The sequence below is a fragment of the Petrotoga miotherma DSM 10691 genome, from assembly GCF_002895605.1.
GTDB lineage: Bacteria > Thermotogota > Thermotogae > Petrotogales > Petrotogaceae > Petrotoga > Petrotoga miotherma.
Window position 1 is genome coordinate 1 of record NZ_AZRM01000019.1, and the last position, 15,936, is coordinate 15,936.

17 protein-coding genes are annotated in these 15,936 nt (G+C 32.1%); 6 read left to right on the plus strand and 11 right to left on the minus strand.

Annotated features, from left to right (window positions below; genetic code table 11):
• Positions 1 to 265 precede the first annotated feature (265 nt).
• The 5 genes from tsaA (X928_RS03945) to X928_RS03965 all read right to left on the minus strand — a co-directional run bounded on the left by tsaA (X928_RS03945) (position 266) and on the right by X928_RS03965 (position 3,806).
• A complete protein-coding gene (gene tsaA, locus X928_RS03945) occupies positions 266 to 748 on the minus strand; it encodes a tRNA (N6-threonylcarbamoyladenosine(37)-N6)-methyltransferase TrmO (protein WP_103078593.1) in 483 nt (160 codons plus the stop codon).
• Between the two features lie 279 nt (positions 749 to 1,027).
• The gene (locus X928_RS03950) at positions 1,028 to 2,062 is read right to left on the minus strand and encodes an Rpn family recombination-promoting nuclease/putative transposase (protein WP_103078594.1); all 1,035 of its coding nucleotides are present in this window, start codon (positions 2,060 to 2,062) and stop codon (positions 1,028 to 1,030) included.
• Between the two features lie 354 nt (positions 2,063 to 2,416).
• Positions 2,417 to 2,857 (minus strand): protein-export chaperone SecB, encoded by a 441-nt coding sequence (locus tag X928_RS03955; RefSeq protein ID WP_103078595.1) that lies wholly within the window; start codon positions 2,855 to 2,857, stop codon positions 2,417 to 2,419.
• The gene (locus X928_RS03960) at positions 2,826 to 3,395 is read right to left on the minus strand and encodes a hypothetical protein (RefSeq protein ID WP_103078596.1); all 570 of its coding nucleotides are present in this window, start codon (positions 3,393 to 3,395) and stop codon (positions 2,826 to 2,828) included. The genes X928_RS03955 and X928_RS03960 overlap by 32 nt, the downstream gene beginning before the upstream one ends.
• Positions 3,396 to 3,407: 12 nt before the next feature.
• The gene (locus X928_RS03965; RefSeq protein WP_103078597.1) at positions 3,408 to 3,806 is read right to left on the minus strand and encodes a type II toxin-antitoxin system RelE/ParE family toxin; all 399 of its coding nucleotides are present in this window, start codon (positions 3,804 to 3,806) and stop codon (positions 3,408 to 3,410) included.
• 327 nt (positions 3,807 to 4,133) lie between these two features.
• Between X928_RS03965 and X928_RS03970 the strand changes: the two genes are divergently transcribed.
• On the plus strand, positions 4,134 to 4,361 hold the full coding sequence (locus X928_RS03970) for a type II toxin-antitoxin system HicB family antitoxin (RefSeq protein WP_103078598.1): 228 nt from the start codon (positions 4,134 to 4,136) through the stop codon (positions 4,359 to 4,361).
• A 198-nt stretch (positions 4,362 to 4,559) separates the two neighbouring features.
• Here X928_RS03970 and X928_RS10235 read toward each other — a convergent pair whose 3' ends face one another.
• The 3 genes from X928_RS10235 to tsaA (X928_RS03985) form a co-directional block, all read right to left on the minus strand.
• Positions 4,560 to 5,393 carry a hypothetical protein gene (locus X928_RS10235; RefSeq protein WP_103078599.1) on the minus strand — a complete coding sequence of 278 codons (834 nt, stop codon included), beginning with the start codon at positions 5,391 to 5,393 and terminating at the stop codon, positions 4,560 to 4,562.
• A 152-nt stretch (positions 5,394 to 5,545) separates the two neighbouring features.
• Positions 5,546 to 5,773 carry a UPF0175 family protein gene (locus X928_RS03980; protein ID WP_169926299.1) on the minus strand — a complete coding sequence of 76 codons (228 nt, stop codon included), beginning with the start codon at positions 5,771 to 5,773 and terminating at the stop codon, positions 5,546 to 5,548.
• Between the two features lie 81 nt (positions 5,774 to 5,854).
• On the minus strand, positions 5,855 to 6,337 hold the full coding sequence (tsaA, locus tag X928_RS03985) for a tRNA (N6-threonylcarbamoyladenosine(37)-N6)-methyltransferase TrmO (RefSeq protein ID WP_103078601.1): 483 nt from the start codon (positions 6,335 to 6,337) through the stop codon (positions 5,855 to 5,857).
• A gap of 164 nt (positions 6,338 to 6,501) precedes the next feature.
• Between tsaA (X928_RS03985) and X928_RS03990 the strand changes: the two genes are divergently transcribed.
• Positions 6,502 to 6,972 (plus strand): ATP-binding protein, encoded by a 471-nt coding sequence (locus X928_RS03990; protein ID WP_281255719.1) that lies wholly within the window; start codon positions 6,502 to 6,504, stop codon positions 6,970 to 6,972.
• 192 nt (positions 6,973 to 7,164) lie between these two features.
• Here the strand turns inward: X928_RS03990 and X928_RS03995 are convergent, their stop codons facing one another.
• Together X928_RS03995 and X928_RS09985 are read right to left on the minus strand one after the other, a co-directional pair.
• Positions 7,165 to 7,926, minus strand: coding sequence for an Rpn family recombination-promoting nuclease/putative transposase (locus X928_RS03995; protein WP_245857169.1), 762 nt, complete (start codon positions 7,924 to 7,926; stop codon positions 7,165 to 7,167).
• A gap of 118 nt (positions 7,927 to 8,044) precedes the next feature.
• Positions 8,045 to 8,170, minus strand: a complete 126-nt coding sequence (locus X928_RS09985; protein ID WP_146026628.1) for an Rpn family recombination-promoting nuclease/putative transposase — start codon at positions 8,168 to 8,170, stop codon at positions 8,045 to 8,047.
• Between the two features lie 450 nt (positions 8,171 to 8,620).
• Here X928_RS09985 and X928_RS04000 point away from each other — a divergent pair, with 450 nt between their 5' ends.
• Together X928_RS04000 and X928_RS04005 are read left to right on the plus strand one after the other, a co-directional pair.
• A complete protein-coding gene (locus X928_RS04000) occupies positions 8,621 to 11,470 on the plus strand; it encodes a TrlF family AAA-like ATPase (protein ID WP_103078602.1) in 2,850 nt (949 codons plus the stop codon).
• On the plus strand, positions 11,430 to 12,788 hold the full coding sequence (locus tag X928_RS04005; protein WP_245857170.1) for an ATP-binding protein: 1,359 nt from the start codon (positions 11,430 to 11,432) through the stop codon (positions 12,786 to 12,788). Before X928_RS04000 ends, X928_RS04005 begins: the two co-directional genes overlap by 41 nt.
• Before the next feature lie 525 nt (positions 12,789 to 13,313).
• Here the strand turns inward: X928_RS04005 and X928_RS04010 are convergent.
• Positions 13,314 to 13,568, minus strand: coding sequence for an RpnC/YadD family protein (locus tag X928_RS04010; protein WP_103898936.1), 255 nt, complete (start codon positions 13,566 to 13,568; stop codon positions 13,314 to 13,316).
• Between the two features lie 460 nt (positions 13,569 to 14,028).
• On the opposite strand from X928_RS04010, the gene X928_RS04015 reads away from it, so the two are divergent.
• Together X928_RS04015 and X928_RS10155 are read left to right on the plus strand one after the other, a co-directional pair.
• Positions 14,029 to 15,288 carry an AAA family ATPase gene (locus tag X928_RS04015; RefSeq protein ID WP_103078604.1) on the plus strand — a complete coding sequence of 420 codons (1,260 nt, stop codon included), beginning with the start codon at positions 14,029 to 14,031 and terminating at the stop codon, positions 15,286 to 15,288.
• Between the two features lie 2 nt (positions 15,289 to 15,290).
• Positions 15,291 to 15,821 carry a hypothetical protein gene (locus X928_RS10155; RefSeq protein WP_211286438.1) on the plus strand — a complete coding sequence of 177 codons (531 nt, stop codon included), beginning with the start codon at positions 15,291 to 15,293 and terminating at the stop codon, positions 15,819 to 15,821.
• The last annotated feature ends 115 nt before the right edge of the window (positions 15,822 to 15,936 follow it).

Genomic DNA, 15,936 nt, shown 5'->3' on the forward strand with positions numbered 1-15,936 from the left:
TGACCTATTTCTGAAGTGGGTATCTTATTTACTTTTTTACTTAGTCATAAAGCATCAGAATCTCTTACACTACGTTGTAGTTAATTCAAAAGATTCTTGAAGAATCAATCTATATAAAGAATAATTGTTTAAAAATATTATAACATAATATGTAGTTGAATAAAACGCATTAGATCATAGACGTAAATACATTCCAAATATAATATTTCACTCCCCACCCATAAGGATACATTTATACATAGATATTATAACTCAAAAACTCTCCTTAACTGAATCTACCGTCGTCTTTTGATTGTTGCAGTTTGTGAACATTTTTCTCAAGCCACCCTATTTTTATCCCATCATTAGTGGTGAATTCTGGTACGTAGGGTTTTATATCCAAAACAGGGGTACCATCAATTATTTCTACATTTTGAATCTCTAGTATATTCTTTTCTACTTTTATTAAGCGAACAACCGATAAACCAATAGGATTAGGCCTACTTGGGCTTCTGGTTGCAAAAACACCATGTAAACTGTTATCCATATACGGTTTGACTTTTAAGCCAGAAAATTTGGATAAATGAAAATGGTATAATAAAATAATATGAGAAAAACCATCGAGGTCTTGTAAACCTTCTTCGTATTCAGGGTAGATTTCTACTGTAGCTTGGGTTCCTATGGCAGCGTTTGGTTGTATAGGTGTACCTTTTGTTTCTTTGAATGGGGAATGAACTATCCCAATTGGAGTGTATCTAATTTCCATCATACTTTTAGCTCCTTTCAAAATAATTTTACCACATCTAAAGAAATTAAAAAAAGTTTAATAAAGTTATGATATTGTGCTTGTGTTATTTTTTTTGCATTCTTGAAAAAATTAAACAGACACTTTTTGGAAGAGAGCCATATATTTTGCCGTAACAGCTAATGTCAGAAGGCAAAAAAATATCACTCCTCATTGAAACAATCACAACAAAGGAGTGATATTTTTTAAAAGAAAAATTATATCTCAAATTTTTGAGATTGGTATAGAATTACCCTTCTACAACTATTTCAATAACCCTTTTAGCTCTTCTAGTGTAATATTTAGAATGTTCTTCTTTATCTGGTTTATAATTTCTTCGTTTGCATTTCTGATCTTTTCTTTCAATCTTTTATCAAAATCTTCTCCAAACCTTTGGTTTAGAATTTCTATGATTAATTCTTTTCTTTCTTCAAGTTTTCCTTTTCTTTCACCTTCTTTTACACCTTCCAATTTAGCTTTTTCTCTGTCTCTTTTTGCTATCTCTTCTAATGTGTTAAACATTTTTGGCACCTCCATTTTTTGCAGTTCTTTGTACCTTTCTTCTATCTCTTTGTAATCTGTCCTTTTTCCGAACAGTTCTATGAATGCGTTTCTGTGTTTATCAAACTTATCTTTTTCTTCTTCCGGCAATTTCGATATTATCTCTTCATTTATAATCTTTAACAACTCTTCTGCGTTTTTTATCCTTACGTTTGGTTTGTCCGTTAATAAGATTACCCCTAGTGCCTTCTTCATGTTTATTATCGTTTCTTCTTTTATACTGCTTAAATTTATTAGTTCATAATTTGCTTTTATTAAGTACTCTTCCATGTTTTTTATCTCTGTTATCTTGTCTTTTACATCCATTGGTGATGTCCATTTCGCTTTTCCATCGTAAAAGACCATCCCTATTATGACTGGTAGTTTGAATCCTTTTTGCTCTGATTCTTTTTTGTGACTTTTCACATATTGTTCCCATATTCTTACCTTGTACGCCAACATCCTGAATGCCATAAGTTGGTCAACTTTACTTTGATGCTCTAACAATAGGTATATGTATACATCTTGCCCGTTTCCTTGAACCCCTTTCGGGGCGTTTCCTTTTTCTATTTTGTATAGTATGTCTGATCTTTTTATGGAGAAGTCTTTGCCTATTAGTTCAGTTTGTTCACGTTTTAAATCTGTCTCTTTTATTTGTTTTGTTATCTCTTTTGGTAGAAAGGCTTTTAGGAAATCATAGAATACGGTTCTGTCTTCAAATAATTCTTTGAATATGGAATCTTTTATTGGATTAGACATAAGCTTCTCCTTTTTGGTTTATTTTTTGTTGCTTTTAGCGCCCCTTCGCCCCGCAGTCCGCCCGTAAGAGGAGTAAATTCTTTTCTTTACTAATTTAATTATACCATATGTTTTTAGAAATCTATAAAAAAGCATTAGATCATAATTCGATGTTTTTGAAATTAAACCATAGTTTAAGGGATTTGATAAAAATAATAAAGTCGAAGAATTTTGGTTTGAACATAGACGATGGGGTAGTCAAAAATAGTGCAATTTTTTAGTAATTCTTTATATATTTTATGGGCCCTTTAACCAATTTAAAATCGGAATCTTATTTTTGAAAATTTTTTAAAAAAAGCTGTTTTTCAACAGCTCTTATTTGGCGGTTATTTTAGCTTTTTCTAATTCTTTTTCTACGAGTTCGTTAATGTTCAACATTGGAAGATATATTGGTGGAAGAAAGCCAAAATTTGCGGATATTGATATTATTTTTGCTCTTGATATCTGCAATAAGCTCATTATTCCAGATTTTATTACTAGTTCTTTGAATTCGTTTTCCTTTATTTTTGGGTTGCCATAAAATCCTGCTTCTGTTTCAAGCTCTAATTTTAATACTATTTTTTTTGATTCTTTCAAATGAAATTTAATTTTTAATCCTATTGTTCCAAAGTATTCTTTTTCTTTTGGTTGAAAATTTTGTGTAACGGAAATGTCTATCTTTGGTGTCAGTTTTTTGTTGTTTAGACTTTCGTCTTTTAATTCATAATTTAATTTTTTAATTATGTCATACCGCATTTGAATATTGCTCATTTTCATTTTTTTCACTTCCTTTGTCAGGCAATGATAAGGTTATATTTTGATTCCTCTGTGGCATCGATTCTAAAAATTGGTATAAATATGGTTGCATAGCTATTTCTCTTTTCACTTCTTTTTTATCTCCAAATACTCTTATTATATTGATTTCTTGATTTTTTAAAGAGGGTGTTAGTTTTTTTTGTATAAAATAATAGTTATTGAATTCTTTTAGATCATAATATAATGGTTTTCTTCCAGGATTAATTGGGTTTATATTGTTTTCTTTGATAATTCTTTGGATATTTCTTATTGATTGTCCTGTCATTGTTGCTAAATCTTTTTGTGTGAAATATAATTTTTGTTCTTTTTCTTCAATGTCGTCAAATTCTTCATCATAATACAACAGATCATCTTTCATTTCTTTTAATATCTGTATAAAATCTTCAATTTCTTCTTTATTTTCATATGTTTTAGGATTTACCAGAAAATTGTACAAAACTTCTTTATTTTTAGGTTTCAAATCAGAGAAAATGTTTAATAATTCATGTATTTCGAGCATTATTTTCCCTCCTTATATCCCTTTTTCATTTATTTTTTTTAGCACTGATTTTTCTGATTGAAAGTATTTTATTAAATTGTCATAACTATCTTCCCTTTTCATTATATCTATATAAGTTATTATTATTTTACCATCATTTAATACGTAATACGATAACCGGTAAGATACTCTATCATGTATGAATTTGTACGTCCTGATTCCTCTTAAATTTCCTGTTTTCATTTCACCTATTGTGTACTCATAATTTATTTCCAAGACTGATTGCAATATTTTTAATAGAAGGTTCCTATTGTTTATTTTTTTCAATGAGCGTTTGAAGATTGGGAAGGGTTGATTTTCAAGAGCTTTTATTATTTCCTTTTTTAGCTGTTTTGAGGATAATTCTTGCAAGTCTTCTTCTCCTTCTCCCATTCTCTACACCCCATTATATCATTTTATTATTAAAAATCAATTAATTTTTATAACTTGTCGTTTTTTGTCGTTATTATACTTATACTTACAGTATATTTTACCATATAATAGATGCGAAGTGGTTTTTTAGTTCATTATCATAACTTGAGTGAAAAAACAAAGAGTAACATCTTGAGCTTTTTGAGAAAGAGGATCAAAGAAACAGCCTCATGGCAAATGAGGAATGAAAACAAAAGTTTTAACTTTTTTGGATGGAACTTCTTTTTTTCAAAAGATATACATAATGGTATAATTTATTATCAACATGACCGAAAATGAGGCGACATTATGAAAATTCTAAGTTATAGAATATTACTCAAGAAAGAAGCTGAAGGAGGATATACTGTTATAGTCCCTCTTCTTCCAGGCTGTGTCACACACGGAGATACAATAGAAGAAGCAATAAAAATGGCAAAAGAAGCTATTCAATTATACTTAGAAAGCTTGCAAGAACACGGAGAAGAGATACCTTATGAAGAAGAAACTATGCAGTATACAATAACGGTGGAAATTTAAATTTGCTAAAAAACTTGAGGAATAATCTTGAAATTTTCCAAACTATATGCTCTTACTTTAAAAGAAACTTCATCTGATTCTCGGTCCGAGGGCAAAGAGGTGCAAATAAAATTATTAAAATAGATATCACTTCTCATAAAAGAGGAGTGATATCTATCACAATTCACTTAAAAATACTCAAAAATCTACTTACTATAATTACTTCAATAACTCTTTTAGTTCTTCTATGGTTATCTCTAACAAGTTATCTCCTATGTAATCTATTGTCTTTTTGTCTGCTTCTCTTATCTTAGCTTTTAACTCTTTGGTTAATCGTCTACCAAATCTTTTGTTTAATATTTTAATTGTCAATTCTTTTTCTCCTTCTTCAACGCCTTCTTCAAATAATGAAGTTCCGATCTTTGTCATTCGTATCACCTCTTTCAGTTCGTTTAGGTACTCTCCCCTTACATAATTGTCTGAGAACCCTAATAACGATCCTATTACCGCTTCTTTTTGGTTTTCATCTGGTATCTTGATTGCTAACTCAAAGGCATCTTTTGTCACTTCTTCTTCACTTTTTTCGTTTCTCATCAAGGGTAAGAATACTAAATCCATTGAATCTTTATCCGTTAGTGGTTCTTTTTTTTCTATCTTTTCTTTTATTTCTTCATACCTTTTTGTTCCATCGTACTTTATCATGAATATTTGTTGTACTTTGTATTTAATAGAACCCATGTCCAATTCATTTTCTGCACTTTCGTATTTCCCTGAGTACATTACCACCGTGTTTATCTTTTTTCTTTCTTTTTGGTATAACGCTATGTCGTATTGTGCAAATCTTAGTAAGTCTGCTTTCTTCCACGTGGTTTGAAATTCTAAGTGTAACAGTGAGTTGTCCTCTAGTTCGAATACAAAATCCATGTTTCTGTCTGATACGTTTATTACTGGTAGTTCTGTTGGTTTTACTGAGATTATCTTTGGAAAGTTGAGTTCATGATATTTGGCGGTTTCGTCTTCGTGAATATTCCCCGTTCTGTTGATGTCTTTCATTATTTCCCCCCTCGATAGTTTATTGAACTTTTTAAATTGTATTATATGTTTTTGAAAATCGCTTTAGATCTTAAATAAAAATACATTCATTCCAAATTATACCTCTTATTTTTCACACTAAAACAATTAGAAAACTTGTGTCAGATATGTAATTAGGCATTTTTTACATCATTTCTCAATTCTTCAGCGTTGTAATTAAATATAGAGATATCGAAACGACCTAATATTTCAATAAAAGCTCTTTCGGAAAGTTCTGCTAGTTGTGCAGCTTCTCCTAAGGATAACTTAGCTTCTTCATATAATTTTGTAGCAATTAGTAATTTGATTTCTTTTTCATTTAAATCAATAAAATCAGGCAGATTTATAGATATGGTTTTCATAAAAAGCTCCTCATATAATATTTCGCTCCCCACCCATAAGGATATACTTATATATAGATACTATAACTCCAAAGTTTCTCCTCAACCGAATCTACCGTCGTCTTTCGATTCTTGCAGTTTGTGGACATTTTTCTCAAGCCATCCTATTTTAATCTCATCGTTAGTGGTAAATTCTGGTACATAGGGTTTTATATCCAAAACAGGGGTACCATCGATTATTTCTACATTTTGAATCTCTAGTATATTCTTTTCTACTTTTATTAAGCGAACAACCGATAAACCAATAGGATTAGGCCTACTTGGGCTTCTGGTTGCAAAAACACCATGTAAATTGTCATCCCTATACGGTTTGACTTTTAAGCCAGAAAATTTGGATAAATGAAAATGGTATAGAAGAATAATGTGAGAAAAACCATCGAGGTCTTGTAAACCTTCTTCGTATTCAGGGTAGATTTCTACTGTAGCTTGGGTTCCTATGGCAGCGTTTGGTTGTATAGGTGTACCTTTTGTTTCTTTGAATGGGGAATGAACTATCCCAATTGGAGTGTATCTAATTTCCATCATACTTTTAGCTCCTTTCAAAATAATTTTACCACATCTAAAGAAATTAATAAAAATTTAACAAAGTTATGATATTGTTTTTGTGTTACTTTTTTTGCATTTTTGAAAAAATTAAAAAGACACTTTTTGGAAGAGAATCGCATAAATTATTCTATTAATTTAATGCCATCGAACTTAATAACTTATCACCTGGTTTAAAAGAAGTTGCACTTCGAAATGAGTTGTTGGCAGATGTATTTTTCAAAGCTGGACTAATAGAGGCCTGGGGTAGAGGAACCATAAAAATTATTGATGAATGTAAAAAAGCTGGATTACCAGAACCAGAATTTAAAGAGGAGTTTGGCGGTTTTGCAGTTTATTTCTATAAAGACATTTATACAGAAGATAATTTAAGAAAAATTGGGTTAAATGAAAGGCAAATAAAAGCGGTAAGGTATGTAAAAGAAAAGGGAAAGATTACTAATAAGGAATATCAAGAGTTAACTAAAACATCAAAACCAACAGCGACAAGGGATCTTCGCAATCTTGTTGATAAAGGAATAGTTATAATGCAGGGGGAAGCTAAAAGACAAATATATTATCAATTGAGCCAAAAAAGAGCCAATAATGAGCCAATTGAGCCAAAAAAGAGCCAATAGGCAAATTTGACAGTTACAAAGGCGTAAGGATTCTAAAACAGGCATGAATGAATGTTCTGTTAAGGCAATCAAAGTTAGGAGATAAAAAAATATCACTCCTCATTGAAACAATCACAACAAAGGAGTGATATTTTTTAAAAGAAAAATTATATCTCAAATTTTTGAGATTGGTATAGAATTACCCTTCTACAACTACTTTACTAGATCTTTTAGTTCTTCTAATGTAATACTTAGAATATTTTTCTTTATTTGGTTTATAGTTTCTTCATTTGCTTTTCTGATCTTGTTTTCTAATCTCTTATCAAAATCTTCTCCAAATCTTTGGTTTAGAATTTCTATGATTAATTCTTTTTCTCCTTCAATTTTTCCTTTTTCCATTCCTTCATTCTTCAACTTTTCTGCTATCGTCATTATCAATTCACCCCTTTCATCCATTACTTTTTTCGCTACTTCTTCTACCTTTTCTATGTTTATATCGTCCCTTGTATACATTAAATACAACATACAAGATTCAAATAATTCATTAAACGTCTTTTTGTCTTTTATCCCAACAAGAAATTCAAATGCCCTTCTTAATTCTTCGTCAAACTTTTTTCCTGTTTTTACTCTTGCCACTCTTGTCGTTTGTAATATCGCCTTTAAATTTGCTAACCCTACTATTCCTAATTTTTCTTCCGGTGAGAAATCGTATATCTCATATTGGTAAGTAGGTATGTATTGTTTCATTATTTCCGGTAGCTCTTCTATTCCTTCTATGAGATTTATTAGTTTAGTTTCTATGTTCCACTTGTTTTCTCCATTGTATATTACTAGTGGTATTATTATAGGTAATTTGTTCGTTTTAGTGTTGTATTTTTCTTCCCATATTCTGAGTATGTATTTTAAAAGTTGTAGAAGTACACGCGGATCATTGTAGCTTTTGTGTTCAAAGAGAATGTATATGTATCCATACACATTAAGGGGCAAGCCCCTTAAGATCCCCAAAACCTAATTTTGTTTTAGAAGATTTTTTTACATAAACCAGTAAAAGGCAAGCCCCTTAAGATCCCCGAAATCAAGTTCAAATTCAAAATCATTTAAAAACATAGTTTGCACAAAGCAGCAAACGTAGATAGTTTTCTAAGAAATTTTGAGCTATTTTTTTGTTACCAAAATGTCTTTTGAAGAAAGCATCGTGTGGATTGTTTAATTCGCTCATCTTTGACCTCGCTTTGTACTGTATCGTTTGTTCTGTTCAATTTAATTATACCAAATCTTTTTGAAGGCGCGCTGTCTCGTGTTAGATCATTTAGATCATAATTAATTGTCATCGAAATAGGGTGATGTTTAGATTGTATTTATGACTTTGAAATTGATTTGTTTTTTGTTAAATGAATGTTATATAATTTATTCATAAGAACTTTTATTTCTTCGCTTAATTTTACCATATTCAAACTTTTGTGTGTTTTATTTATTATTATAACAGCATTTCAAAGACATCGAATTATCATCTAACCAATTTTTTCATGAATACCTAATATGATCTAATGAATATTGATAAATGGATAAAAAGTCGCTGGAGTAGCATTGAAATTTGATGGTGGAAAAGAAATTAATAAAAACTTGGAATACAAACTTATTAAACCATTGATTGGGGGATAGAAAGGATATGAGTAACTTCAACTTTCCAAAAGGTTCAGAATGGAGAAAATGGGATTTACAAATTCACGTTCCAGGATCTAAACATGCAAACCAATACAGCACAAAAGAAGGGGTTGATGTTTGGGAAAAATTTATTGAATACATCAAAAATTCTGATATAGCTGTTTTTGGTATTACTGATTATTTTTCTGTTGCAGGTTACGAAAAATTCCGAGATAAAATTAGTAATATTGAAGAACTGAAAAATAGGCAGTTTTTTCCTTGCGTGGAACTTCGACTAGATATCAGCGTTAATAAAGACTCAGAGCAATTACAATGCCAATTAATTTTTGATAGTAATTATGATATTAACAAAATAAAAGATTTTCTTGTCCATCTTCCACTAAAGAATAAGAAGCCAAACGGATCGGTTGCTTATTGCACTGATAAAGATATTGGAGACTGTGGAGGTTACGATAAAATTAGCATCACGAAAGAAGAACTTGAAAAATCTTTAAAAAATTCTTTTGGAAATGATCATCCATTCTTAATCGCTGGCGTAGCCAGTGGTATGGGTAGTAATAGAGCAATTGCCAATTCAAACATAAAAAAGGGATTATCCGATATTTTTGATGATTTTTGCGATTTATTTTTCGGTTGTGAGGAAAATAGGGAATATTATCTAGACGAAAGTAGATATGAAAATAAAAGCTTGAAAGCTAAGGCGAAACCTGTTGTTTCTACTTCTGATTGCCATACTCTTGAGGATTGCAAGAATAAATTAGGGAAAAAATATCCAGTACCAAACAATGAGGGGGAAGACCTTGAAAGATACGGTTTTAGCTGGATAAAAGCCGATCCAAACTTTGAGGGTTTGAGACAGATTATTTTTGAGCCATTTGATCGAGTTGCTTTTGGTTACGAAAAACCGGATTCCAAAAAGTCATACTATCTTATTGATAAGGTACGATTTCTTGATAATACTGGACAAGACAATTTTTCCTCTGATGCTATTGAAATAAACCAAAATTTGGTAACCATAATTGGTGGAAAATCAACAGGAAAGTCATTGTTCCTTTACTACATAGCTAAAACGATTGACAGGAAAGAAGTAGAAACTAGGTTTGCTGACCTTTCCGAAGCTTCCCAATATGATTTTGATAAATCAGCTGATTTTAATTTTGAAGTTGTTTGGGCAGATGGTGCTAGCATGTATCTTAAAAACACGGAAAGCAGCAATGGTTCGGACGAAAGAAAAATTTTGTATATACCACAAAATTACCTTAACAGACTTTCGGAGGAAAACACTGGAAGTCGCGATACTATAAACAAGTTCGTCAGAGATGTTCTTCTGCAGGATGAAGATGTCCGAGAAAATTATGAAAGCAATCTTACAAGAATTAAGGGATTTTCTAAATCCATACTTACCAGTATTGCAAATCTTTATCAAATAAAACAGGAAATTGAAGAGGCAGAAGAAAGTATTAAGCAATTGGGAGAAGTGAATGGTATAAAAACATACATCGCCCAATTGAAAAAAGAAGCTGACGACATTAAAAGTAAATCTGGAATATCTGATCAAGAAATCAAAGGTTATGAAGCATTACTTGAAAAAGAAAATGAAGCTAACACAAGCATTGCTGTTTTATCTGACGATAAAAAGAGTCTCGTGTCTTTCCAACAAAATCTAATGCAGCAGTTAGAAAGTTTAGAGAAATTAAGCTATGAACAAAGATCTTATTTAGGTAATGATGAAGTCAAAAAAAAATTTACAGAAGAATTTGCTAAAATTGGGCAATTGAAAACAGATCTTTTAACAGTCACTGATGAAGTAATAAATTTTGCCAATTCAAGAATTGTAGCCTATCGAGAAGAGTTAGAAAAAATCAAAAAAGAGCTTACTCCGTTTATGGCAAAGGTTAAATTACAGGATGAGTTGAAAAAGAAGAATAGGGCCATAAGTGATGAGCAGAACAAGCTAAACAAAATAGACCTTGAAAAGAAAAAGCTCGAGTCAAAAAAGGATCTTTATGAAAAAGAGAAAAAGTTTCTTATCGGAACCTATCAGCAAATTTTTGACATCTACGATGTGGTAAGAAATGAATTTAAGAGGTACGAAAATAAGTTTGAAGATATATCTTTAAATGTTTCAGTTGGATTTAATGAAAAGGTGTTCAATGAAGAAGTTATCGATGCTTTTTTAAACAAGAGGGATATAAAACGTAATATCAGCAGTATATCATGGAAAGACGAATACGAGTATCACTTCGATCCGAATAAACATCTCTCTTTTATCAGCGAAATTTTTAATGCTGTTGTAGATGAGAAAATAAAGACGGTGAGAAATAGAGCGGCAAAGGATGCCGCAGTAAAGATTTTAGAGAATTATTTTGATTTGGACTTTAAGATTTCATATAAAAACGATTCACTTGATAAAATGTCTCCTGGCAAGAAAGGCCTTGTGCTTTTGCGATTACTTATTGATTTGAGTAAGGAAGAATGGCCGATACTTTTGGACCAGCCGGAAGACGATTTAGATAATAGATCGGTATATGATGATCTGGTTTCATTTATTAAACATAAGAAAAAGAAACGACAAATAATTATAGTTACTCATAATCCTAATTTAGTTGTTGGGGCAGACGCTGAACAAGTCATCGTCGCAAATCAAGAAGGACAAGAAAAAGGGCGAGATAATAAAAAGTTCAAGTTTGAGTACATTTCAGGAGCCTTAGAAAACTCCTTTGAGTTGCCAGAGGCTAAACAAAAAGCTATATTATTCAGGAAAGGTATCCGCCAACATATTTGTGAAGTGCTGGAGGGAGGTCAGATAGCTTTTGAAAAAAGAGAAAAGAAATATGGATTTAGAATCAGTTGAATCTCATACAACCGAATTTAAGTCCGCATGGCGGGACGAATATCTAAAATCGATTTGTGCCTTTGCAAATACCAATGGCGGAAGGTTGCTCATCGGAGTTGATGATAATGGTAAGCCTGTCGGCGTCGAAGACTCTAAGAAATTACTTGAGGATTTACCCAATAAATTAAGAGATATCCTTGGCATTATACCAAGTGTCCGTTTAGAAAAGAAAAACGGTAAGGAAATAATTGTCATAGAAGTTGAGCATTCCTATGCACCAATTTCTTATCATGGGAGATATTATGTTAGAAGTGGAAGCACAATTCAGGAACTTAAGGACAAAGACCTAACCAGGTTTCTGATATCCAATTCAGGCAAGCACTGGGAAGAGTATACTGAGGAAAACGCTTCTATTGAGGATATAAATAATGAAACAATTGAAAAATTCAAACAAATAGCGATAAAAAGAATTCCATTTGTAAAAGATGAAAATGAGCCAATAAAGTTACTTGAGAAATTAAATTTGATTAAGAATGGTAAATTAACAAGGGCTGCCCTTTTATTATTCGGTAAAAATCCAAAAAAAATCTGGACAAGTTCCTACATAAAAGTGGGTAAATTCTTAACGGATACAGATATTATAAGTTCTGATGATATTGAAGGGAATCTCTTTGAGCAGGTAGAAAAAACAATGGAGTTGTTGCGAACAAAATATCTTATTTCTGAAATAAGATTTGAAGGAATTTATCGTAAAGAAGAACTTGAATATCCAGAAAAAGCATTGAGAGAAGCCATAATCAATTCAGTTATACATAGAGATTATATTGGTCCACATACTCAGTTAAAAATTTATCCTGATAAAATAATTCTCTGGAATGTTGGTACACTTCCAAAAGAAATCCAGGTTGATGAATTGAAGAAAAACCATTCATCTTATCCAAGAAATGAGTTATTGGCAGATGTATTTTTCAAAGCTGGACTAATAGAGGCCTGGGGTAGAGGAACCATAAAAATTATTGATGAATGTAAAAAAGCTGGATTACCAGAACCAGAATTTAAAGAGGAGTTTGGCGGTTTTGCAGTTTATTTCTATAAAGACATTTATACAGAAGATAATTTAAGAAAAATGGGGTTAAATGAAAGGCAAATAAAAGCGGTAAAGTATGTAAAAGAAAAGGGAAGGATTACGAATAGGGAATATCAGGAAATTACTAATGTATCTAGGCAAATGGCAACTATTGATCTTGCAGAGATAGTGAAGAAGGGGGTATTTACAAGGATTGGAAAAGCAGGCAAGGGAGTTGCCTACCAATTGACTAAATTGACTAATAAATGACCAATATTTGACTAATAGAAAATGAAAAAAACATATCAAGGATTAAACAGTTGTTTTAGAACCACAGCCACTAATGACTTAAAAGATTCAATGGATTTAGTAAACAAGAAAATTTTTAAATTTGAGGGGAAGGGTAGGAATAGCCACTATGTTATCAAATAATTTGGCAATTAGTTGGCGAGTATTTGGCGATTTTGGCAATTACTTGGCAAAAAGAAAAGTAGAGTACCAACGCCGATAGAAAGATGCCATTTAAGATCAAAAGGAAAAGTAAAGACAAAAATGAATAAACTCTATTTTAAAAAAATTTATAGACGAAAATAGATTCAAAAAATTTCCTGAGTTTGACAGTTACAAGAACGTAAGAATTCTAAAACAGGTATGAATAAATGTTCTGTTCCGACAATCAAAGTTAGGAGGCAAAAACATATCACTCCTCATCGAAACAATTACAACAAAGGAGTGATATTTTTTAAAAGCAGAATTATAAACCTTATACTTGGCATTAGTATCAGCCTTCTACAACTACTTTACTAAATCTTTTAGTTCTTCTATTGTTATTTCTAATAAATTGTCTTCTATGTTGTTTATTCTTTCTTCAACCGCTTTTCTTATATCATTTTTTAACTCTTCGGTCAATTGGTTCCCGAATCTTTTACTTAGTATTCTAATTACTAATTCCTTTCTTTCTTCAAGTTTTCCTTTTCTTTCACCTTCTCTTATACCTTCCAATCTAGCTTCTTCTCTTTCCCTTTTTGCTATCTCTTCTAATGTGTCCATACTTGGCACCCCTATTTCTTCTAAATCAAGTGTAATGAGCTTTATAGCGCCCCCTTTGCCCCCCTCCCCGCCCATGAGGAAAAGATTCTTTTACCTTTTCACCCAGCTCCGCACCCGTGAGGAAAAAGGGTTTTTGTCCTTTCACCCCGCAGCCAGCCCATAGAATTAGTGAAGTGTTTTCTTTGTTAATTTAATTATACCATTTCTTTTTGAAGGTGTGCTATCTTAACACACAACTTCTGTATAATGAGTTTTAGCGCCCTTCCCCCGCTCCCCACTCCCCCGCTCAAAAGGAAGTGGGATCTTTACCCTTTCGCCCCGCTGCCTGCCCTTTTATGGAAGGGACTTGCGGGGTCCCTAACCCAACAGGTGGGAAGGCTTTGCCCGTCCCCATAAAGTTTGAAAAAAATAAGAGAAATTCTGATATAATATAATATGATTAGGCAGAGGAGGTTAAGCCATGGCCATCAAAAGAATAAGAGTAAGAAATTTCAAGAGTTTCAAAGATCTAGAAGTAGAATTAGGAAAGTTTAATCTTCTAATTGGTGCTAATGCTTCTGGAAAATCTAATTTTATACGGATCTTTGAGTTCTTAAGGGATATAGTAAAGCATGGGTTGGATAATGCAATTTCTATGCAAGGGGGCAGTGAATATCTCAGGAATATAAGTATCGGTTCGTCCGAGGATTTTTCATTGGAAGTCGTTTCTGATCAAGAGTTTAGAGGACTCATCAGAACGAAAGAAAAAGAACCACTAGGGATGACAACATACCAAACGATTTATAAGTTCACTATTAATTTTAATAAGACAGGATTGGGATTTAAAATTGTTGAGGACAAAATAACTCAGAAATGTAAATTCGTTAGATTAGAAAGGCAAAAGGGAAAGCTACAGGAAAAAGAAGAACTTGGGGAAGGTGAGATCCTTTTTTCCAACGTTGAGGGGAAACTTAAGGTCGACTTAAAGTTAACCGCTGAGTTACCGATAACAAAGGATGATATATTTCCACGAATCTTAAGAGAAGAAAAACTGTCACCCAAAACTCTTCTCATCGAATCTTCTTTATTCCCCTTTATATTTCCTCGATCGGAAGCAATTTTCGGGAGTATTTCAATATACGATTTTGACCCTAAGCTACCTAAAAAGGCAGTACCTATTACCGGAAAGATGGAATTGGAAGAGAACGGCGAGAATTTAGCCATCGTTCTCAAAAACATTTTGGAAGATAAGGAAAAGGAAAGGAAACTCTCTAATTTAGTAAGAGACCTTTTGCCTTTTGTAAATAAACTGGATATAGAGAAATTTGCTGACAAATCTTTACTTTTTAAATTGGAGGAAGTATATGCTCAAAAGCAATACTTGCCTGCTCCATTGATTTCTGACGGAACAATAAATATTACAGCCCTGATTATTGCCTTATATTTTGAAAAAAAATTACTAACTATAATTGAAGAACCTGAGAGAAATATTCACCCATCCCTTATTTCCGGCGTTGTGCAGATGTTGAAAGAGGCATCACAGAAGAAGCAAATTATTGTTACCACCCACAATCCGGAGATGGTGAGGCATACAGATTTAAAAAGCATTCTGCTTATCTCTCGAGATAAAGAAGGTTTTTCTACCATTTCCAGACCTGTTGAGAAAGAAGAGGTAAAAATATTTTTGCAAAATGAGATAGGAATTGAAGAACTCTATGTACAAAATCTCCTGGAGGCATAAACATGGATTATAAAATGTTGTTTATTCTCGTCGAAGGAGACGATGATAAAAGATTCTTTGAGAAAATAATAACTCCTCTCTTTGAGGGAAAATACTATCTAGTTAAGGTATGGAAATATGCACAACAGAAAAAGGAGAAGGTTAGTAAATTTCTTGAAAGCATTAAAGCAATGAGTGCGGAGTATATCTACGTATCAGATATTGACCGTACACCATGTGTAACAGCAAGAAAACAATATATACAAAATAAATTTAAGGAAGTTGACAAAGATAGGATAATAGTTGTAATAAGAGAGATAGAAAGTTGGTACCTTGCCGTATTAGACGATAAGTCTTCTAAAAAGCTTGGCATTCGTTATTCAAATACTACAGACAATGTTACTAAAGAACAATTTAATAATTTAATCCCAAGAAAGTTCGATTCCAGGATAGATTTCATGCAAGAAATTCTAAAGTGCTTTAACATAGAAACAGGAAAGCACAGAAATACGTCATTCAGGTATTTTATTGACAAGTTCAATTGTGAAGTTTAAGGCGCAGCTGCAGCGGCGGTGAATTGTGATACCAAGCCCTTATCATCCCTTTCCTAATGGGCGAGCGGTGGTTTAAAGGTGCAACAATTCCTTTTTCCTTATGGGTGGGGAGCGG